Origin of the sequence: Streptomyces sp. NPDC049585, from assembly GCF_040675615.1 — a bacterium.
Taxonomy (GTDB): domain Bacteria; phylum Actinomycetota; class Actinomycetes; order Streptomycetales; family Streptomycetaceae; genus Streptomyces; species Streptomyces luteosporeus.
In genome coordinates this window covers 85,229-105,390 of record NZ_JBFAPE010000019.1, presented here as the reverse complement: position 1 = coordinate 105,390, position 20,162 = coordinate 85,229, and the positions used below count along the sequence as shown (strand labels likewise).

Here is a 20,162-nt window from a genome sequence, read left to right as displayed (position 1 = left end):
TCACGCTCCGATCCGGTAGAGCGAGTGGGTCCAGGAGAAGCGTTCGTTCCCGCTGCCGTCACCGCCGACGTACCAGCTGTGCGAGGCCCAGTTGTAGCGGGTGTTGGACGGCCACGGGTCGCCCCAGTAGACCAGGCTTTGGGCCTCGTCGTAGCCGTACAGGACGTGCATGTGGCCGCCGCCGGAGCTCCATTGGATGCGCGTTTCCACGGGCCGGCCTGCGTTGATCTCGCCCTGCACGGTCGAGTAGCGCAGCCAGCCGTTCACGTACAGGCCCTCGTTGATGCCCGCCCAGGCCAGGGCGTTCTGGACATTGCCCAGTGTCGCCTGGTTGTTGGGGCAGGTGGTGCCCTGTGAGCGGTTGAAGGCGGCGTTGCAGAACTGGTTCTGGCTGTAGGTGCGGCCGAACCAGGTGGCGATGGTGTTGCCGGAGGCCGCCCAGCACCAGTTGCTCTTCTCTTGTGCCTGCATGGTGATGTCGAGCTTTTTGGCCGCCGTCAGATCGGACCGGTCGCCGGTGGCCGCGCTCGCCGTGGTGGGGACGGCGAGCAGGACGGCGGCGACGAGCACGGCGAGGGAGAACCGTCTGCCGCGGGGGCGGGACTTCCTTGGAGTTGCCGATGCCGAAGCACGGGACATCTTCGCGTTCCTCCCGTGTTGGGGGGTGGGGTGGAGGAGCGCGTCCGGACGCGTGTGAGGAGCATCGGATGTTGTCGCGGACCGGTCAACCAGTTTCAATACGGCCTGAGGGCACGGTGTGAACGGTTCGACGGGAAAGTGAACGACCTGCGCCCCACCAAATGGTCCGTACCAATCCGACCAGGGCGGCAGCCCCCACCGATCGTGAATGTTCACATCGCGCCGGGGGCTTCCCAGGGGGACGAAGGAGCACGGCGATGGCACGCAGCACCCCCCGCGCCGACGGGACCGACCTGGAGCGGGCGCTGCGGACGGGCCCCTTCCATCTCGCCCTGCGCACCGCCCTGTCGGCCCGCGGCCTGGCCCTGCACCGGGTGCAGCACCGGCTCGCCCAGCGCGGGGTCAAGGTGGGCGTGACCAGCCTGAGCTACTGGCAGCAGGGCCTGCGCCGGCCCCGGCGCCCGGAGTCCCTGCGGGCCGTGCGGATGCTGGAGGAGGTCCTCGACCTGCCCGCCCATGCGCTGACCCGGCTGCTCGCCGAGCCCGCCGCCGCACGACCGGTCGCCGGCCGGCCCGCCACGCGCTCCTACCGCGCGCTGGTGGAGGAGGCCCGGGCCGTCGAACGGCTGCTGGCCGACCTGGAGGCCCCGCAGGACGGCGGCCTGCACACCGTCTGCCACCTCGAACGCGTCCGCATCGGGCCGGACCGCGTCCTGCACGGCCGCGACTCGCACCACGTGGTGCGGGCACACCGCGACGGCGTCGACCGCTACCTCGCCATCCACCACGGCGACCCGGGCTGCGACCCGGCCCGCGTGGTGGTGCGCGCCGAGGAGAACTGCAGGGTGGGCCGGGTGCGCTGGCACGCCGCCTCCGGCGTGCTCGTCGCCGAGCTCCTCTTCGACGCCCGGCTGCGCGCCGGGGACACCTACGTCTTCGGCTACGGCTTCGACGACGCGACGGGCGGCACGAGCCGGGAGTACGTGCGCGGCTTCAGCTTCGCCGGCGGGCAGTACGTCCTGCAGGTGCGCTTCGACGACGCGGCCCTGCCGGTGCGCTGCCGCCGCTTCCAGCAGGCCGGGGCCGGCGCCCCGCGCTGCGGCCAGCAGGAGCTGACGCTGTCGGGACGGCACCACGGAGTGCACCTGGTGGAGCAGGTGGTGCGCCCGGGGATCGTGGGGATCTCCTGGGACTGGTCGTAGGGCTTCTCCGGCGGATCTTCGTCACGCGCCACCACGGCGCCCCGTCAGGGGCGCGGGACGTTGTAAATCTGCGGCTGCCGCCGCGTGGGCGCGACAAGCCACCACGCGCCCGCAGACAGGGTGCTGTGCTTCGCCCGGGCCTCGGTGGCTTCGTCGGCTGCGGGCCGTCGGTGGCTGATCGCGCAGTTCCCCGCGCCCCTACGGGGCACTGCCTGATCCGCCGGGCACGCCCTGGCGCCTTCGGCGCCTTCGCGCCGTCGGCCTCAGGCCGCGGGGCCCGCCACGAGCCGGCCGCCCTCGGCCTTCACCGGGCACTCGGGCAGGGGCGCACCGGCCGGGCCGGCGAGCACCTTGCCGGTGGCGGCGTCGAACGCGCTGCCGTGGCAGGGGCAGCTGATCCGCCCCTTCTCGACCTTGTCGACGACGCAGCCGGCATGGGTGCACACCGCGCTGAACGCCTTGTACTGCCCCTCGCTGGGCTGCGAGACGACGAGCTTGTGGTCCCGGTAGAGCCGGGCACCGCCCACCGGCACCTCACTGGCCGCGCCCAGCTCGACCGGGGCGGTGGGCAGGGCGGCGCCCCGGCCGTCCGCCGACCCGCAGGCGGCGGCACAGAACCCGGCGACACCGGCGAGGGCCGCTCCGCGCAGCACGGTACGGCGAGCGGGGGAGGTCATGGGGACTCCAACGGGGAGGCGCGGTGGAACGCAGTGACAATAACCGACGTCCGTCTCCGTCCCGGAGGCACGGCCCCCGGGACGGAGAACACCGGCTACCGCCGCGCAGCGGCCCGCTTCGCGGTCCTGCGCCGCGGCGCCGGCGCGTCGCTGACGCGTTCGCCGAGCATGTCCCGCAGGAACTTGCCCGTGTGGCTCGCCGGCACCGCCGCGACCTCCTCCGGCGTGCCCTCGGCGACGACGAGGCCACCGCCGGAGCCGCCCTCGGGCCCCATGTCGACGACCCAGTCGGCGGTCTTGATCACGTCGAGGTTGTGCTCGATGACGATGACCGTGTTGCCCTTGTCGACCAGCCCGGACAGCACGGAGATCAGCTTGCTGATGTCCTCGAAGTGCAGACCGGTGGTCGGCTCGTCCAGGACGTACACCGTCCGTCCGGTCGAGCGCTTCTGCAGCTCGCTGGCGAGCTTGACGCGCTGGGCCTCGCCGCCGGAGAGCGTCGGCGCGGACTGGCCGAGCCGGACGTACCCGAGGCCGACCTCGTTGAGCGTGCGCAGGTGACGGGCGATGGTGGGCACCGCCTCGAAGAACTCCAGCGCCTCGTCGATGGGCATGTCCAGCACCTCGGCGATGGACTTGCCCTTGTAGTGCACTTCCAGCGTCTCGCGGTTGTAGCGCGCACCGTGGCAGACCTCGCACGGCACATAGACGTCGGGCAGGAAGTTCATCTCGATCTTGATGGTGCCGTCGCCCGCGCAGTTCTCGCAGCGGCCGCCCTTGACGTTGAAGGAGAAGCGACCGGGCAGGTAGCCGCGGACCTTGGCCTCCATCGTCTCCGCGAACAGCTTGCGGATGTGGTCGAAGACGCCGGTGTACGTGGCCGGGTTGGAGCGCGGCGTGCGGCCGATGGGCGACTGGTCGACGTGGACGACCTTGTCGACCAGGTCGTCGCCCTCCACGCGCGTGTGCCGGCCGGGCACCGCGCGGGCGGCGTTCAGCTCGCGCGCCAGGTGGGTGTACAGGATGTCGTTGACCAGCGTCGACTTGCCCGAACCCGACACGCCGGTGACGGCGGTGAGCACGCCGAGCGGGAAGGAGACGTCGATGTCGCGCAGGTTGTTCTCGCGGGCGCCACGTACGGTCAGCTTCCGCTGGGGGTCGACGGGGCGGCGCACGTCCGGCAGGGGGATGGACCGCTTGCCGGACAGGTACTGCCCGGTCATGGACGCCTCGGTCTTCAGCAGCTCCTTCAGCGGGCCGCTGTGCACGACCTTGCCACCGTGCTCGCCGGCGCCGGGGCCGATGTCCACGACCCAGTCGGCGACCTTGATGGTGTCCTCGTCGTGCTCGACGACGATGAGGGTGTTGCCCATGTCGCGCAGCCGCACCAGGGTCTCGATCAGGCGGTGGTTGTCGCGCTGGTGCAGACCGATGGAGGGCTCGTCCAGCACGTACAGCACGCCGACCAGGCCGGAGCCGATCTGGGTGGCGAGGCGGATGCGCTGGGCCTCGCCGCCGGAGAGGGTGCCGGCGGCGCGGTTGAGCGAGAGGTAGTCCAGGCCGACGTCGACGAGGAAGCGCAGGCGCTCGTTGACCTCCTTGAGCACCCGCTCGGCGATCTTCTTCTCGCGGCCGGTGAGCTTCATGCCGGACAGGAAGTCGGCGCACTCGCTGATGGACATCGCGGAGACCTCCGCGATGGAGCGGCCCTGCACGGTGACGGCGAGGACGATCGGCTTGAGGCGGGTGCCCTCGCAGGTGGGGCAGGGCACCTCGCGCATGTAGCCCTCGAAGCGCTCGCGGCTGGAGTCGGACTCCGCCTCGGAGTGGCGCCGCTTGACGAAGGGCACCGCGCCCTCGAAGGCCGTGGTGTACGCCCGCTCGCGCCCGTAGCGGTTGCGGTAGCGCACCTCGATCTGGGTGCGGTGGCCGTTGAGCAGGGCCTTCTTGGCCCGCACCGGCAGCCCCGACCAGGGGATGTCGGTGCGGAAGCCCAGCGCGTCGGCGAGGGCGCCGACCAGGCGGGTGAAGTAGTCCTTGGTGTGACCGTGCGACCAGGGGCTGATGGCGCCCTCGTCGAGGGACTTGTCCGGGTCGGGGACGACGAGCTCGGGGTCGACCTCCATGCGGCTGCCGATGCCGGTGCAGTCGGGGCAGGCGCCGAAGGGCGAGTTGAAGGAGAAGGAGCGCGGCTCCAGCTCCTCGAACGACAGGTCGTCGTACGGGCAGTACAGATGCTCCGAGAACATCCGCTCGCGCTCGGGGTCGTCCTCGGGCAGGTCGACGAAGTCGAGGACGACCATGCCGCCGGACAGGCCGAGCGCGGTCTCGACCGAGTCGGTCAGCCGGCGCTTGGCACTGTCCTTGACGGTCAGGCGGTCGACGACCACCTCGATGGTGTGCTTCTCCTGCTTCTTGAGCTTGGGCGGGTCGGTGAGCTGGACGGTCTGCCCGTCCACGCGCGCCCGGCTGTAGCCCTTGGTCTGCAGGTCGGCGAAGAGGTCGACGAACTCGCCCTTGCGCTCGCGCACCAGCGGCGAGAGCACCTGGAAGCGGCTGCCCTCGGGCAGCTCCAGCACCTTGTCGACGATGGCCTGCGGCGACTGCCGGGAGATCGGGCGGGCGCACTCGGGACAGTGCGGCTTGCCGATCCGGGCGAAGAGCAGGCGGAGGTAGTCGTAGACCTCGGTGATCGTGCCGACCGTCGAGCGCGGGTTGCGCGAGGTCGACTTCTGGTCGATCGACACGGCCGGGGACAGGCCCTCGATGAAGTCCACATCGGGCTTGTCCATCTGCCCGAGGAACTGCCGTGCGTAGGAGGAGAGCGACTCGACGTAGCGACGCTGCCCCTCGGCGAAGATCGTGTCGAACGCGAGGGAGGACTTGCCCGACCCCGAGAGCCCCGTGAAGACGATCAGGGAGTCGCGCGGGAGGTCGAGCGAGACGTTCTTGAGATTGTGCTCGCGAGCGCCACGGACGATGAGACGGTCAGCCACGCCGGTCGGCACCTTTCTTGAGAGTCGGCTCTGAAGAGCTGCAGAGGGTGGGCCGCACCCCCGATGCCACGCCCCCGATCCAGAGTACGGGGGGCCTGTGACAACGAGGGGGCCGCGCGGATGTCGTGCGGATGTCGTAAAGCGATGCCACCCCCGAGCGTATAGCACGCACATTCGATTTACGGGCGCGAGCCGATCCCTTCACCCGAAGGAGTGGCGGGAGCTAGGGTCGGCCCATGATTGATCATGTGCAGGACCTCGCTTCCCTGCGCGAGGCGACCGAGCGACTGGTATCCGCACTCGACGGCCTGGACGATCACGACGGCTCGGTCGTCACCGCGCCGTCCCGGCTGCCCGGCTGGAGCCGCGGGCATGTCCTGGCCCACCTGGCCCGCAACGCCGACGCCCTGGTCAACGTGCTCGAAGGCCGTCCGATGTACCCCAGTGCGCAGGCCCGCGAGGCCGACATCGAGCGCGGCGCCCCGCGCCCGCTCGCGGAGCAGCTGACCGACCTGCGCGAGAGCGCGGAGCACTTCTTCGCGGCCGCCGCCGCGCCGGCGGACTGGACGCGCACGGTCGAGCTGCGGGGCGGCGTCACCGACGTGGCCGCCCGTGTCCCCTTCCGCCGCCTGGTCGAGGTGGAGCTGCACCACGTCGACCTCGGCATCGGCTACGAGCTGGAGGACCTGCCCGCCGGCTTCACCGCGAACGAGATCGGCTTCCTCGCCGAGCGCTTCACCGGCAACCCCGACGTCCCCGCGCTGCGGCTGGAGGCGACCGGCGGCGGCCGGTGGAGCAGCGGCCGCGCCGAGGGCGATCCCCTGACGGTCACCGGCTCCGCCGCCGACCTGCTGGGCTGGCTGGCGGGCCGGCGCGACGGCGCGGGGCTGGAAGCAGGTGGCGTCAAGCTGCCCGTACTTCCCTCGCTATAGGGTGACTTCCATGACGTACACCGGAGTGGTAGAGGTCGGCGGACCCGCGGACGTGCACGAGTTGACCGATCTGATGATCTCCAAGGTCGCGGTCGGCCCGATGAACAACAACGCCTATCTGCTGCGGTGCCGCGCGACGGACGAGCAGCTGCTCATCGACGCCGCCGCCGAGCCGCACACCCTCCTCACCCTGATCGGTGACAGCGGCATCGCCTCGGTGGTCACCACCCACCGGCACCAGGACCACTGGGGCGCCCTGCAGGAGGTCGTGGAGGCCACCGGCGCCCGTACGTACGCCGGCCGTCACGACGCCGAGGGCATCCCGGTCGCCATTGACGTGCCGGTCGAGGACGGCGAGACCATCCGGGTCGGCCGCGTGGAACTGACGGCCCGCCACCTGGTCGGCCACACGCCGGGCAGCATCGCGCTGATCTACGACGACCCGCACGGCCACCCGCACGTCTTCACCGGCGACTGCCTCTTCCCGGGCGGCGTGGGCAACACCCACGACGACCCGGAGGCCTTCGCCAGCCTGCTCGGCGACGTGGAGACCAAGCTCTTCGGGCAGCTCCCGGACGAGACCTGGGTCTACCCCGGCCACGGCAACGACACCACGCTGGGCGCCGAGCGCCCGCACCTCGCGGAGTGGCGCGAGCGCGGCTGGTAGCAGCCGGCACAGGGGGAGCGCGTCGCCCGCCCAACAGGCGGACGACGCGATTCCGGTGCGCCCCCGGCAACGCTCCCCCGCGCCCCGTTTCCCGGGCGGCCCGGGGAAGTTGGGCAGTACATGAACCGGGACCCTTCACCGGCCATGCTCCGCCTCGCGGCGGCGTCCATGGCCGGCACCGCCATTGAGTTCTACGACTTCTTCACCTACGGAACCGCCGCCGCCCTCGTCCTGGGCCGGCTGTTCTTCCCCACCGCCTCCCCCCTCATGGGCACCCTCGCCGCCTTCGGCACCTTCGGCATCGGCTTCCTCGCCCGCCCCCTGGGCTCGATGCTCTTCGGGCACATCGGGGACCGGCTCGGCCGCCGCCCGGTCCTGATCTCCTCACTGCTGCTGACCGGCGCCGCCACCGTCGCCGTCGGCCTGCTGCCCACCTACCGCGACATCGGTCCCGCCGCCCCGCTGCTGCTGGTGGCCCTGCGCTTCCTGCAGGGCCTGGGGCTCGGTGGGGAATGGGGCGGCGCGATGCTCATCACCGCCGAGCACGCCCCTGCACACCGGCGCGCGCTGTGGTCCAGCTTCCCCCAGACCGGCCCGACCGTCGGCTTCCTGCTCGCCAACGGCATCGCCCTGGCCCTGTCGGTCACCCTCGACCAGGCGCAGTTCCTCGGCTGGGGCTGGCGCGTGCCGTTCTGGGTGGCCGGGCTGCTGGCGGCGGCCGGGCTGCTGCTGCGCAGCCGCTTGGAGGAGACCCCCGACTTCCGGGCGCTGGCCGCCGGCGAGGCCCGGGCGTCCCTGCCGCTGGCCGAGGTCGTGCGCAACCACTGGCGGCTGGTGCTGCTGACGGCCGGTGCGCTGTCCTTCGGCTACGCCGTCTTCTACACCGTCACCACCTGGTCCCTGGCCTACGGCAGCGAGCGCCTGGGGGTGGACCGCACCGTCCTGCTCGTCTGCATCATGGTCGCGGTCACCGCCTCGGGCATGGCCACCCCGCTGGTGGCGCTGGCCGCCGACCGCCTCGGCCGCCGGCCGCTGTGCCTGGCCGGCTGCGTGGCCGTGGCGCTGTGGATGTTCCCCCTGGTCGGCCTGCTGCACACCGGCCGGCCGGCCCTGATGCTGCTGGGCTTCGTCGTCGCCATGCTGGCCTTCGTCATCACCTTCGGCGTCGTCGGCGCCTACCTGCCGGAGCTGTACGAGGCCCGGGTGCGCTGCACGGGAGCCGCCGTCGGCTACAACCTGGCCGGCGTGCTGGGCGGGGCGGTCACCCCGCTCGTGGCCACCGCGGCGGCCCGGAGCGACGGCACGCCCTGGGGCGTGGCCGTCTACCTCACCGGCATGGCGCTGCTCAGCCTCGGCTGCTTCCTGCTGCTGCCCGAGACCCGGCCGGTGGTCGCCCGCCGGCCGGCCGTCGACCCCGCGCCGGCGTGAGTCAGCCGCGCGAGCCGGCCGGCACCGCCTCGGCCCGCTCCTTGCGGGCCGAGGCGCGCAGGGAGGTGACGGTGGTGACGACGAGCACGGCGCAGATGACGCCGAGCGAGACGGCGGTGCTGATCTCCGGGACCGCCGCACCGCCCTCGTGCAGCGCGTGCAGCACGAGCTTGACGCCGATGAAGCCGAGGATCACCGACAGGCCGTAGGACAGGTGCACCAGCTTCTGCAGCAGGCCGCCTATCAGGAAGTACAGCTGCCGCAGACCCATGAGTGCGAAGGCGTTGGCGGTGAAGACGATGTACGGGTCCTGGGTGAGGCCGAAGATCGCCGGTATGGAGTCCAGCGCGAAGAGCACGTCCGTCGTGCCGATCGCCAGCATCACGATCAGCATCGGCGTCATCAGCCGCTTGCCGTTCTCGACGACGAACAGCCGCGTGCCGTGGTAGCGGTCGGTGGAGGGGAAGCGGCGCTCGACCAGCTTCAGGAAGCGGTTCTCCTCGAACTCCTCCTCCTCCTGCTCGCCCGACCGGGCCTCCTGGATCAGCTTCCACGCCGTCCACACGAGGAAGGCGCCGAAGATGTAGAAGATCCACGAGAAGTTGGCGATGACGGCCGCGCCCGCGCCGATGAAGCCGGCCCGCAGCACCAGGGCTATGAGCACGCCGACCATCAGCACCCGCTGCTGGTAGATCGAGGGCACCGCGAACTTCGACATGATCAGCACGAAGACGAAGAGGTTGTCGACGCTCAGCGACTTCTCGGTGATGAAGCCGGCGAAGAACTCGCCGGCCGGCTGCCCACCCCCGAAGACGAGCAGGCCGAGCCCGAAGAGCCCGGCCAGGACCACCCAGACCACCGTCCAGGTGCCGGCCTCCTTCAAGGAGACCTCGTGCGGCTTGCGGCCTCCGATGAAGAAGTCGGCGGCGACGAGGGCACACAGACCGAGCACGGTCAGCACCCACAGCGTCAAGGTGACGTCCACTGTTCCTCCGGTGTGTCGTACGGGCGTACGGCAACTCCGAGAACAGTACAGGAAACCCCAAAGGAAAGTAAAGAGAAACCCAAAAGACCAGGTCGGGGCGTCAGATGCCGTACGCCCGGCGCGACTGGCCCACCTTCCGCAGCACGTCGCGGACCACGTCGCTGCCCGGCGGTACCACCGGCGGCTCGTACGTCCAGGCGTGCCCCACCCACGGGTCGGCCAGGTGGTCGTCCGGCACCGGGGTGAGCCTCAGCAGGGACCGCCACAGCGGATCGAGCACCGGCCCGTACGCCCGCGCGTCGTCCCGGTCGGCGACCAGCACCACGTGCACGCCCACCGACGGGCCCTCGTCCACCAGGTACCGCAGCTGGGTGACGGCCCGGTCGTCGAAACCGTGCGGGAAGTCGTTGACCAGCAGCACCTGCTCCCCGGTGTCGACGTCGTCGGGCAGCGAATCCAGCGCGCGGTTGCGCACGGCCATCTGCACCAGGTCGACGCGGCGCGTCAGCCGCTCCAGCGTCCCGCTCACACCCCGCGCCCCGGCCGCCGGCGCCTCGCGCAGCGCCCCCGACTCCAGCAGCGGGGCCAGCGCCGTACCGGCCGCGCCCGCCGGGTCGATGACGTGCAGCGCGCAGTCGCCGACGGGATGGACGGCCAGCAGCCGCACCGCGAGGTTCACCGCGCAGGCCGCGGCGGAGGCGCGCAGCTCCGCCGGGTCCCACAGGCCCGCCCCGGGGCCGCCGGCGGGCCGGCCGGCGTCCACCCACAGGCCCCGTTCCAGCGGCAGCCGCACCAGCAGCGGGATGCGCAGGTCCGTGCGTTCGGGCAGGTGGACGTCACCCAGCCGCAGCGCCAGCGGCCGCTCCAGCGGCACCTGGTAGCCCTGCCAGACGGGGTGGTCCCAGCGGGCGCACGACGGCGGCAGGGCGTGCTCGACGACCTCGGCCTCCTCGGCGAGCTGGGCGAGGTCCCGGTCGAGGACGGCCCTCGCCTGCTCGACCAGCTGCCGGTGCCGGTCGCGGGCCTCCTGCCGCGCCGCGTCGGCCGCCGGCCCGACCCGGGTGGCCGGATCCGTCAGCACCTGGTCCAGCTCCCGGTCCAGGCGCGACTCGGCGAAGTCGACCGCGCTGCGGTAGGCCGCGACGGCCCGGGCCAGGTCCTCGAACATGCCCCGGACCTGGTTGTAGAGCCGCTCGTCCATCGACCACCCGGTGGCGTCCCCGGCGACGGGACCGCTGCGCTCGGCGTGGCCGCCCTCGGGCACCGTCCCGGGCGGCAGTGCGGCGGACGGCGCGGCGGACGACGTTCCCGCCGTGGCGGCGGCCGCGGCGGACGTGCCGCGGCGACCCGGGTGCCGGTAACTGATGGGTCCCGAGGAAGCGCCCGAGGCGCCCTCGGCCGCTGCCTCGCGGCTGGTCGGGACGGTTGCAGCCGCCCCGTCACCGGCCGGCGCGGGGCCGGCCGCCTCCCGGACGGCGGGGCCGTCGGCCGCCCCCGCCGCGTCGGCCGCGGGCCCGGACGGCACGGCGGCCGTCGTCGCCTCCCGCTCACCCGCCGCGGACGGCACCGCCGCCGCGGCCTCCGCGGCCTCGGAGGGTCCCGCCAGCGCCCGCTCCGCGGCCGCCGCGGCCTCGGCGGCCCCGGGCAGGCCGTGGTCGCGCAGGAGGGCCGCCAGGCCCTCCGCGTAGCCCTGGCCCACCGCGCGCACCTTCCAGGCGCCCTGTCTGCGGTAGAGCTCCACGGCGACGACCGCCGTCTCGGCGTCCAGGCCGGTGACGGTGTAGCCGGCGATCTCCTCGCCGCCCTCGGTGGCGACGGCGACGTACGGCGCGGCCAGTGCGCCGAAGCGCGTGGGCCCGGCCGTCCGCGGGACGAGGGCCAGCAGCACGCCCAGCCGGTGCGCGGCCGCCGGGACGGCGTCCAGGTCGACCGTCAGCACGTGCTCGGCCGCGGCACGGCCGGGCACCTCGGCGCCGGGCAGGCGGGGCGATCCCGGGTGGGCGACCCACTCGGGGCCGGGCACCGTGCCGTCCTCGCCGGTGAGGGCCGCCGCGGCCATCACCGGGTGACCCGCCGAGATGCGGACCTGCAGTCGGCTCCCGGTCAGCGGGTGGTTCTGGCCCCGCACCAGCTCGGCCGTCATCGCCGCTCGTCCCCCTTGCGCGCCCGGCGCGCCTCGTCGTGCTTGCTTTCGTGCCCATGCCCGGGTCTGCGCCCGTGCATGATCGCGCCCATTGTGCGACGGGCCCGGCGGATGGCGCTCCGCCGGGCCCGGGTGCTTCTCGCCGTGCCGGCCCCGCGCCGCGGGGCCGGCCGGGGTGTCACAGGACGGCCTGGATCTCCGCGAGCAGGTCCTGGAAGGTGCGGCCGTTGGCCGGGGTGCCGATGGCGGTCATCTGCCAGCCGTTGCCGACCCGGTGGACCTTGGCCATGATCTGCGCCGTGTACGGGCCGCCGCCGTCGAGGGTGTAGCGGGCCAGCTCCTGGCCGGTGGTCTCGTCGACCAGCCGGCAGAAGGCGTTCTGGACCTCGGAGAAGGTCTGGCCGGTGAAGGAGTTCACCGTGAAGACGATCTGGTTGACGTGCACGGGGACGCGCTGCAGGTCGACGAGGATGGACTCGTCGTCGCCGCCCTGGCCCGCGCCGCCGACGAGGTTGTCGCCGGTGTGGCGCACCGAGCCGTCCTTGCTGACCAGCTGCTGGAAGAAGGCCACGTCGACCGGCTGCTTGTCGGCGAAGAGCACCGCCGAGGCGTCGAGGTCGATCTCGTTCGTCCGCCTACCGAACAGGCCACGGCGGGGGGCCGCCTGCCAGCCCAGCCCCATCCGCACCGCGGTCAGGGTGCCCCCGTCGGCCTTCTGCAGGCTGATGCCCTGGCCCTTGGACAAGTTGACCGTCACGCGCAGTCCCTCTCTCGTTCGTTCTTTCCCCCGTGACCGCACGTCCGCGCGGTCCTCGTGAACGACCCTACGCACAACCGGGGAGTGCTCCGACACCCCCCAGTGGGTTTGTGGCGGTCTTGCAACACGCGCCCGTGACGCGGGCCGGCCGCTCAGGCGATCCCGGCCTCCCGCATCTGCCGCAGCTCCTTCTTCAACTCGCCCACCTCGTCGCGCAGTCGTGCCGCGACCTCGAACTGCAGCTCCGCCGCCGCGGCCCGCATGCGGTCGGTCAGCTCCTCGATGGTCTGCGCGAGTTCGGCGGCGGGCCGGTCGGTGAGCACCTCCGCCTTGTCCTTGGCGCCGGCCTTCGCGGCGGCCTTGGCCCTGCCCTTGGCGGGGGTCGGGGCCTTGCCCTTGCCCTTGCCCGCGGGCGCCTGGCGGTAGCCGGTGTTCAGCAGCTCCTCGGTGTCGAGCTCCTCGCGCGCGAGGGTCGCCACGATGTCGCCGATCTTCTTGCGCAGCGGCTGCGGGTCGATGCCGTTGGCCTTGTTGTACGCGACCTGCTTCTCGCGGCGGCGGTTGGTCTCGTCGATGGCCTTCTCCATCGCCGGCGTGACCTTGTCCGCGTACATGTGCACCTGGCCCGAGACGTTGCGCGCCGCGCGGCCGATGGTCTGGATCAGGGAGGTGCCCGAGCGCAGGAAGCCCTCCTTGTCGGCGTCCAGGATGGCCACCAGCGACACCTCGGGCAGGTCGAGGCCCTCGCGCAGCAGGTTGATGCCGACGAGCACGTCGAACTCGCCGGCGCGCAGCTCGCGCAGCAGCTCGACCCGGCGCAGCGTGTCGACGTCGCTGTGCAGGTAGCGCACGGCGATGCCCAGCTCCAGGAAGTAGTCGGTGAGGTCCTCGGCCATCTTCTTGGTCAAGGTGGTCACCAGGACGCGCTCGTCGCGCTCGGTGCGCTTGCGGATCTCGTGAACCAGGTCGTCGATCTGGCCCTCGGTGGGCTTGACCACGACCTCCGGGTCGACCAGACCGGTGGGGCGGATGATCTGCTCCACGAACCCGTCGCCGCGCGAGAGCTCGTACGGCCCGGGGGTGGCCGACAGGTAGACTGTCTGCCCGATGCGCTCGGTGAACTCCTCCCACTTCAGTGGGCGGTTGTCCATCGCCGACGGCAGCCGGAAGCCGTGCTCGACGAGGGTGCGCTTGCGGGAGGCGTCGCCCTCGTACATGGCACCGATCTGCGGCACGGTGACGTGCGACTCGTCGATGACGAGGAGGAAGTCCTCGGGGAAGTAGTCGAGGAGGGTGTTCGGCGGGGAGCCCGGCTCCCGGTCGTCCATGTGCAGCGAGTAGTTCTCGATGCCGGAGCAGGAGCCGACCTGGCGCATCATCTCGATGTCGTAGGTGGTGCGCATGCGCAGCCGCTGGGCCTCCAGCAGCTTGCCCTGCTTCTCCAGCTGGGCCAGGCGTGCCTCCAGCTCCGCCTCGATGCCGGAGATCGCCTTCTCCATGCGCTCGGGGCCCGCGATGTAGTGGCTGGCGGGGAAGACGTACAGCTCCTGGTCGTCGGAGATGACCTCGCCGGTGAGCGGGTGCAGGGTCGACAGGGCCTCGATCTCGTCGCCGAACATCTCGATGCGGACGGCGAGCTCCTCGTAGACCGGGAAGATCTCGATGGTGTCGCCGCGCACCCGGAAGGTGCCGCGGGTGAAGGCGAGGTCGTTGCGCGTGTACTGGATCTCCACGAACCGCCGCAGCAGCTGGTCGCGGTCGATCTCCTGGCCGACCTTGAGCGGCACCATGCGGTCGACGTACTCCTGGGGCGTGCCCAGGCCGTAGATGCAGGACACCGACGCCACCACCACGACGTCGCGCCGGGTGAGCAGGGAATTCGTCGCGGAGTGCCGCAGCCGCTCGACCTCCTCGTTGATCGAGGAGTCCTTCTCGATGTAGGTGTCCGACTGCGGGACGTACGCCTCGGGCTGGTAGTAGTCGTAGTACGAGACGAAGTACTCGACGGCGTTGTTGGGCAGCAGCTCGCGGAACTCGTTGGCGAGCTGGGCCGCGAGCGTCTTGTTCGGTGCCATCACGAGCGTCGGCCGCTGCAGCTTCTCGATCATCCACGCCGTGGTCGCCGACTTGCCGGTGCCGGTCGCGCCGAGCAGGACGACGTCCTTCTCGCCGGCGCGGATGCGCCGCTCCAGCTCCGCGATGGCCGCCGGCTGGTCACCGCTGGGGCGGTAGGGGCTGACGACCTCGAAAGGCGCCACCTTGCGTTCGATCTGGGATACGGGCCGCATGAGACCACCGTACGGCCCACCACTGACAACGTGCTCGTCTCCCTCGCGCGGCCCGCCCCGCCACGGCCGTTCCCCGGCGAACACAGGGCGAAGAGACGGCAAAGGGTCACCGTTCCGGGGTGCCGGGACGGTCGCGATCACGTAGGTGTTGCGTGTACGACTTTCCGTGCACCCCGTACGACGTTCCGTACACGACCCCGGGTGCGTCACCGCCGCGCCCGGCCCGGACGCCGCAAGGAGCCCCCATGCGCATCCGTCCCCTCGCCGCCGTGACCGGCACGCTCGTCGGCCTGTCCCTCGCCGCGCTCGCCCCCGCCGCGACCTCCGCGGCCCCGGCCCCGGGCGCCGCCGGGCGCGCCCCGCTCCCCGTCGCCATCGGCCACCGCGGCGTACCGTCCGAGGCGCCCGAGAACACCCTGGCCTCCATCGACAGAGCCGCCGAACTGGGCACCGAGTGGGTGGAGAACGACGTCCAGCGCACCAAGGACGGCGCCCTGATCGTCCTGCACGACACCACCCTGGCCCGGACCACCGACGTCGAACAGCGCTACCCGGGGCGCGCTCCGTGGAAGGTCGCCGATTTCACGCTCGCCGAGATCGGCACGCTGGACGCCGGCAGCTGGTACGACCGCCGCTTCGCCGGCGAACGGGTGCCCACCCTCGCCGCCTACCTGCGGCGGGTCGACCACAACCGGCAGAAGCTGCTGCTGGAGGTCAAGGCCCCCGAGCTCTACCCGGGCATCGAACGGCAACTGACGAGCGAGCTGGACCGCGCGGGCTGGCTGGACGGCGACCACGTCGCCGACCGGCTCGTCGTCCAGAGCTTCAATGCGGCGTCCCTGAAGACGCTGCACGCGCTGCGACCCGACATCAAGAAGGGCTTCCTCGGTGCTCCCCAGGCCCCCGAGCTGCGCTCCTACGCCGCCTTCGCCGACCAGATCAACCCCGACCACGCCAAGGTCACCGCGGAGTGGGTACGAGCCGTGCACGCCCTGAAGGGCCCGCACGGGCGCCCGCTGGAGGTCTGCGCCTGGACCGTGGACGACGGCGACGACGCCGTCGCCCTCGCACGCCTGGGCGTGGACGGCATCATCAGCAACGCCGCCCACACGATCGCCGACGCCCTCGCCGACGAGGCGGACGACCCCTCGTTCCTGGCGGACCCGGCCACCTGAGCCGACACCCCCGGCCCTGCGGCGGGATCCTGGAACCGGGATCCCCGAGCCGGGAACCTGGAGTACGGGAGGTGACGCGCATGCGCAGCGGCAACGAACCCGTCACGGCGCGCAGCCCGCTGCGGCTGCGCCTGGGGCTGGCCGCCTTCGGGCTGGTGTGCACGGCGGCCGGTACCGCCGCCTTCGCGCTGGCCGGGCGAGTGGGCTGGGCGGTGGCCTGCGCGGTGGTGGCCGCGGTCAGCGTGGTGGACATCTGTGTGATCGTGCGGCACATCCGGCAGGGCCCGCACTACCAGCCGGGTCCGGACGTTCCGCCCTACGAACCGCCGCCCCGTTCCGGCGGCCCGTAAGGGGTGCCGCCCCCGGCGAGGTAGCGGCGGGCCTGCTCGGCGTGGGCTTCGCGCTCCTGCTCCGGCAGGCGTTCCCAGGCGGCCCTTGCCTGGACGAACCGCTCCATCAGGGCATCGGCGTACGCGCCGACCTGCAGGGCCTCGCGCAGCCCCGTACGGCCGGCGAGCACCTCGCGGGCCATCTCCTGCAGGACGTCGCCGGCACCGCCCGTCGCGAGCTGCCTGAGCGCGTCGTGGACCACGCGGGCGCGTGCCTTGTCGCGTCCGGGGGTGACGAACTCCTCCGGGGTGACGTCGCCTTCGGCCATGGTTGCCCCTGTTCTCCCGTGCGCCGTGTTCTCCCGTGCGCCGTCAGACCGCCGGGTGGTCGTATCCCGTGCGCGGCAGCGGGAAGGTGCCCAGCCGTGCCGCGATCTCACCGCCCGATCTGCCGATCACCGCGCAGCTGGTGTTCATGACCACTTGTGCGGCGTTGACCAGTGCGGTGATGCGCTCCCACTCCTTCAGCGCGACCCGGGCCTCGGCGGCCCCGAGCGCGTAGCCCATCGCGGCGCCCCAGCCGGTCCATCCCGAGACCGTGCCGACGGCTGCCGCGAGGGCGCCGGTGATCAGCGCGTCCATCAGCAGGGACAGGCCCTCGCCGACGGCCTGGCCGGTGGCGCAGACCGAGCGGGAGATGACGAGGTACTCCTCGCCCACGGCGTGCAGTTCGTCGCGGATCCCTTCGAGGTGGGTGCGCAGGACGGTGAAGTAGGTGCGCGCGGCATCGGCCGCGTTGCCCTCCCACACGCTCTCGCTGCCCGCGGTGCCGGAGCCGATGTTGCGGGCGAGGGCGTCGGTGGCCCGGGCGAGGTTGTGCCAGGTCTCGGCGCAGCGGGCGAAACTCTCCCAGTCCCCGGCCAGGTGCGCCTCCAGCCATTCGACGGGGTCCTCGCCGAGCACGAGTTCGGCGAGTTTGACGAGCCAGCCCGTGGGGCTGAGCACATCACCCACGGCGTTGACGGCGTGGAGCGGGTCGACGAACCCGGCGGGCTTGTGCGGCGGCGTCAGCGGGGCCGTGGGGGATGCGACGTCGTGGAAGCTCATCGGGCCGTCAGCGCCGTGCCGTGGCGTAGGAGGCGTCCATGTCGGCGGCGACGCCCGCGTCGGTCCGGCGGTAGTACGCGGCCGCGGCGTGCAGTTCCCGCGCGGATTCGCGCAGGACGACCTCCAGCCGCTGCAGCGCGCCGTGGACGGTGCCGCGCACGGTCTCGTGCCCTCCGGCGGCAATCGACAGCAGTCCGCCCTGGGGGCCGGTCAGGTGGCCGAACCGCGAGAGGTACTGCAGCATCGCGCCGGTGTCCTCCGCACCCCGCTGCACCTGCCCCGCGAACTCCGCCAGCTGCTGCGCGTCCACCTTCAGTCGCACGGACTCCCCCTCACTCATGGCACCACGCAGGCCAGCAGGAAGCACACCACCGCACCGGCGCCGCCCAGGCGCAGCAGCCAGATGACGGGGGCGGCCAGGACGGTCCCCCGCAGCCGCTCGCGGGCGGCGGTGCGCCGGCCGGAGTCCTTGGGGCTGAATCCGACCGCGGTCACCACGACGCCGTACGTGGCGATCAGCAGCAGGAGGAAGAAGAAGAACAGCCAGCCCCAGCAGGACCGCAGGCTCACGGGCGCGTAGCGGGCGTCGTCGCGGTAGACCTTGACGCGTTCGCCGGGCACGTACGAGCCGTTCAGCGCGGCGTCGACGCGGGCGGGTCCGCCGTCGGAGGGGTGGAAGACGCCCTCGCAGACGTTCTGCTCGTCACCGGAGTGCCCGGTGTGCTCGACGTGGCAGTGGCGGACCGTCAGCATGCCCTGGTGCTCGGCGTATCCGGCGGCCCACCAGGCGTTGGTGAGGGCGCCGTCCATGAGGTAGATCCCCAGCAGGACGACGCACACGCCGCCGAGGCGCGCCTTGAGGGTGCGCGCGGGCGGGGGCGCGAAGGGACCGGCCCCCAGCAGTTCCGGCGTGGCCATGGGCACTCCCCTCGAAGAACCGGCCGGTGGGCCGCTGTTGCCGTGCGAGGGGCGTCACGTTACCGAGGGGGAAGGGACGCGCACGGGCGCCACGACGGGCGCTGGGCCGCCCGTGGCGCTCGTCCGAGGCCGCCGGGATGCTTGTACGACAAGGCCTCGGCGGGGTGGGTCGGTGCCCGGCGGGTCACGGCGAGCACCACCCGATAGGACGAACCGATCAATCCTCGGTGCCGTGTGCGGCCTGCTCCCGCAACTGCTCCCACAGGGCCCGCACCTGGGGTTCGAGCGCGTCGAGAGGACCGTCGTTGGTGAGGACGACGTCGGCCACGGCCAGCCGCTGTGCGCGGGTGGCCTGGGCGGCCATGCGGGCGCGGGCCTCGTCGGGGGTCATGCCGCGCAGCCGCACCAGGCGCTCCAGCCGGGTGTCGGTGCTCGCGTCGACGACCACCACCAGGTCGTACAGCGGGGCCAGCCCGTTCTCGGCGAGCAGCGGCACGTCGTGGACGACGACGGCGTCCGGCCCGGCGGCGGCTTCGAGTTCGGCGGAGCGGGCCCTGACGAGGGGGTGCACGATCGCGTTCAGGGCGGCGAGCCGGTCGGGGTCGTTGAAGACGACGGCGCCGAGCCGGGGCCGGTCGAGGGCGCCCTCGGGGGTCAGGACGCCGGGGCCGAACTCGGCGGCGACGGCCGCCAGTCCGGGCGTCCCCGGCTCCACCACCTCCCGGGCGATCCTGTCGGAGTCGACGATCACCGCTCCGTACGCGGCGAGGAGCCGCGAGACCTCGCTCTTGCCGGCACCGATTCCGCCCGTCAGGCCCACTTTCAGCATGGGCCCACGCTATCGGGCGGGCGGTCAGTGGCCGCTGTCGCCCTCCCTGTCGGCCAGGAAGCGCTCGAACTCGGCGCCGATCTCCTCGGCGGAGGGCAGCTCGGCGGGTTCGGCGACGAGGTTGCCGCGGGTCTCGGCGCCGGCCACGGCGTCGTACTGGTGCTCAAGGCCGCGCACCAGGGAGACCAGCTCCTCGTCGCCCCGGGCGAGCTGGTGCTCGATCTCCTCCTGCGTGCGGTGGGCCGCGCTGCGCAGGGCGTGCGCGATGCCGGGCAGGACGAGCCCGGTGGCGGCCGTGACGGCCTCCAGCACGGTCAGCGCCGCGTCGGGGTAGGCGGAGCGGGCGACGTAGTGCGGCACGTGGGCGGCGACCCCGAGGACGTCGTGGCCGGCCTGGGCCAGCCGGTACTCCACGAGCGCCTCCGCGCTGCCGGGCACCTGGGCCTCGTCGAAGTAGCTGCGGTGGCCGGGCGTCAGGTCGGTGCGGTTGCCGTGCGGCGTGATGCCGACGGGGCGGGTGTGGGGGACGCCCATGGGGATGCCGTGGAAGTTGACGGCCAGGCGCACCCGCAGCCGCTCGACGATCTCGCGGACGGCGACGGCGAAGCGCTCCCACTCCACGTCCGGCTCGGGCCCGGCGAGCAGCAGGAACGGGGCGCCGGTGGCGTCCTGCACCAGGTGCAGTTCGAGCCGGGGCGTCTCGTACTCCGTCCAGCGGTCGCGCCGGAAGGTCAGCAGCGGGCGCCGGGCGCGGTAGTCGATGAGCCGGTCGTGGTCGAAGCGGGCGACGACCTGGTGCGGCAGGCCGTCGAGGAGGTGCCTGACGATCAGGTCACCGGTCTCCCCCGCGTCGATGTACCCGTCGAAGTGGTAGAGCATGACCAGACCGGCCGAGTCCTGGGCAAGGGCCAGGTCGGCCACGGCGAGCCCCTTGGGCTCCCATTCGTACAAACCCTGCGGATCCAACACAGTGACCGTTCCTCCTCATGTTCCGTACGGGGGAACGCATTTGACGACCCGGGGCATTCCCGGGCGGCCGCACAGGAGGGTTACGGATATGAGTAAGGCCCGCTCTCCAAGGAGAGCGGGC

Annotated in this window: 19 protein-coding genes; 6 read left to right on the top strand and 13 right to left on the bottom strand. The window is 72.4% G+C overall.

Annotation, left to right across the window (positions count from 1 at the left end):
• Window positions 1-639, bottom strand: a complete 639-nt coding sequence (locus tag AB0K17_RS20385; RefSeq protein WP_365983747.1) for a papain-like cysteine protease family protein — start codon at window positions 637-639, stop codon at window positions 1-3.
• Window positions 640-896: 257 nt separating this feature from the next.
• Between AB0K17_RS20385 and AB0K17_RS20380 the strand changes: the two genes are divergently transcribed.
• Window positions 897-1,841: a hypothetical protein gene (locus AB0K17_RS20380; protein ID WP_365983746.1), complete on the top strand. Its 945-nt coding sequence runs from the start codon at window positions 897-899 to the stop codon at window positions 1,839-1,841.
• Between the two features lie 263 nt (window positions 1,842-2,104).
• Here AB0K17_RS20380 and AB0K17_RS20375 read toward each other — a convergent pair whose 3' ends face one another.
• Both AB0K17_RS20375 and uvrA read right to left on the bottom strand, forming a co-directional pair.
• The gene (locus AB0K17_RS20375; protein WP_365983745.1) at window positions 2,105-2,518 is read right to left on the bottom strand and encodes a Rieske (2Fe-2S) protein; all 414 of its coding nucleotides are present in this window, start codon (window positions 2,516-2,518) and stop codon (window positions 2,105-2,107) included.
• Between the two features lie 95 nt (window positions 2,519-2,613).
• Window positions 2,614-5,514, bottom strand: coding sequence for an excinuclease ABC subunit UvrA (gene uvrA, locus AB0K17_RS20370; protein ID WP_365964849.1), 2,901 nt, complete (start codon window positions 5,512-5,514; stop codon window positions 2,614-2,616).
• Window positions 5,515-5,750: 236 nt separating this feature from the next.
• On the opposite strand from uvrA, the gene AB0K17_RS20365 reads away from it, so the two are divergent.
• The 3 genes from AB0K17_RS20365 to AB0K17_RS20355 all read left to right on the top strand — a co-directional run bounded on the left by AB0K17_RS20365 (window position 5,751) and on the right by AB0K17_RS20355 (window position 8,541).
• Window positions 5,751-6,446, top strand: a complete 696-nt coding sequence (locus AB0K17_RS20365; protein ID WP_365983744.1) for a maleylpyruvate isomerase family mycothiol-dependent enzyme — start codon at window positions 5,751-5,753, stop codon at window positions 6,444-6,446.
• A 10-nt stretch (window positions 6,447-6,456) separates the two neighbouring features.
• The gene (locus AB0K17_RS20360; protein WP_365983743.1) at window positions 6,457-7,113 is read left to right on the top strand and encodes an MBL fold metallo-hydrolase; all 657 of its coding nucleotides are present in this window, start codon (window positions 6,457-6,459) and stop codon (window positions 7,111-7,113) included.
• Window positions 7,114-7,257: 144 nt separating this feature from the next.
• On the top strand, window positions 7,258-8,541 hold the full coding sequence (locus AB0K17_RS20355; RefSeq protein ID WP_365983755.1) for an MFS transporter: 1,284 nt from the start codon (window positions 7,258-7,260) through the stop codon (window positions 8,539-8,541).
• A gap of 1 nt (window position 8,542) precedes the next feature.
• Here AB0K17_RS20355 and AB0K17_RS20350 read toward each other — a convergent pair whose 3' ends face one another.
• The 4 genes from AB0K17_RS20350 to uvrB form a co-directional block, all read right to left on the bottom strand.
• The gene (locus tag AB0K17_RS20350) at window positions 8,543-9,526 is read right to left on the bottom strand and encodes a TerC family protein (RefSeq protein WP_365983742.1); all 984 of its coding nucleotides are present in this window, start codon (window positions 9,524-9,526) and stop codon (window positions 8,543-8,545) included.
• A 100-nt stretch (window positions 9,527-9,626) separates the two neighbouring features.
• On the bottom strand, window positions 9,627-11,669 hold the full coding sequence (locus AB0K17_RS20345) for a TerD family protein (protein WP_365983741.1): 2,043 nt from the start codon (window positions 11,667-11,669) through the stop codon (window positions 9,627-9,629).
• 178 nt (window positions 11,670-11,847) lie between these two features.
• Window positions 11,848-12,426, bottom strand: coding sequence for a TerD family protein (locus tag AB0K17_RS20340; protein WP_365964855.1), 579 nt, complete (start codon window positions 12,424-12,426; stop codon window positions 11,848-11,850).
• Between the two features lie 152 nt (window positions 12,427-12,578).
• Window positions 12,579-14,714 (bottom strand): excinuclease ABC subunit UvrB, encoded by a 2,136-nt coding sequence (gene uvrB, locus AB0K17_RS20335; RefSeq protein WP_365964856.1) that lies wholly within the window; start codon window positions 14,712-14,714, stop codon window positions 12,579-12,581.
• Between the two features lie 245 nt (window positions 14,715-14,959).
• On the opposite strand from uvrB, the gene AB0K17_RS20330 reads away from it, so the two are divergent.
• Entirely contained in the window at window positions 14,960-15,889 is a 930-nt protein-coding gene (locus AB0K17_RS20330; RefSeq protein WP_365983740.1) for a glycerophosphodiester phosphodiesterase family protein, read from the top strand.
• 80 nt (window positions 15,890-15,969) lie between these two features.
• On the top strand, window positions 15,970-16,239 hold the full coding sequence (locus tag AB0K17_RS20325; protein WP_365964858.1) for a DUF6343 family protein: 270 nt from the start codon (window positions 15,970-15,972) through the stop codon (window positions 16,237-16,239).
• Here the strand turns inward: AB0K17_RS20325 and AB0K17_RS20320 are convergent.
• The 6 genes from AB0K17_RS20320 to AB0K17_RS20295 all read right to left on the bottom strand — a co-directional run bounded on the left by AB0K17_RS20320 (window position 16,206) and on the right by AB0K17_RS20295 (window position 20,041).
• A complete protein-coding gene (locus AB0K17_RS20320) occupies window positions 16,206-16,547 on the bottom strand; it encodes a hypothetical protein (protein ID WP_365983739.1) in 342 nt (113 codons plus the stop codon). The two genes, AB0K17_RS20325 and AB0K17_RS20320, sit on opposite strands and share 34 nt — an antisense overlap.
• Window positions 16,548-16,590: 43 nt before the next feature.
• Window positions 16,591-17,325 (bottom strand): hypothetical protein, encoded by a 735-nt coding sequence (locus tag AB0K17_RS20315; protein WP_365983738.1) that lies wholly within the window; start codon window positions 17,323-17,325, stop codon window positions 16,591-16,593.
• 7 nt (window positions 17,326-17,332) lie between these two features.
• Window positions 17,333-17,647 carry a type VII secretion target gene (locus tag AB0K17_RS20310; RefSeq protein ID WP_365983737.1) on the bottom strand — a complete coding sequence of 105 codons (315 nt, stop codon included), beginning with the start codon at window positions 17,645-17,647 and terminating at the stop codon, window positions 17,333-17,335.
• Window positions 17,648-17,661: 14 nt separating this feature from the next.
• The gene (locus AB0K17_RS20305; protein ID WP_365964862.1) at window positions 17,662-18,243 is read right to left on the bottom strand and encodes a hypothetical protein; all 582 of its coding nucleotides are present in this window, start codon (window positions 18,241-18,243) and stop codon (window positions 17,662-17,664) included.
• A gap of 217 nt (window positions 18,244-18,460) precedes the next feature.
• Complete coding sequence (gene coaE / locus AB0K17_RS20300; RefSeq protein WP_365983736.1) at window positions 18,461-19,072, bottom strand: dephospho-CoA kinase; 612 nt, start codon at window positions 19,070-19,072, stop codon at window positions 18,461-18,463.
• A gap of 24 nt (window positions 19,073-19,096) precedes the next feature.
• A complete protein-coding gene (locus AB0K17_RS20295) occupies window positions 19,097-20,041 on the bottom strand; it encodes a PAC2 family protein (protein WP_365964864.1) in 945 nt (314 codons plus the stop codon).
• Window positions 20,042-20,162: the final 121 nt, after the last annotated feature.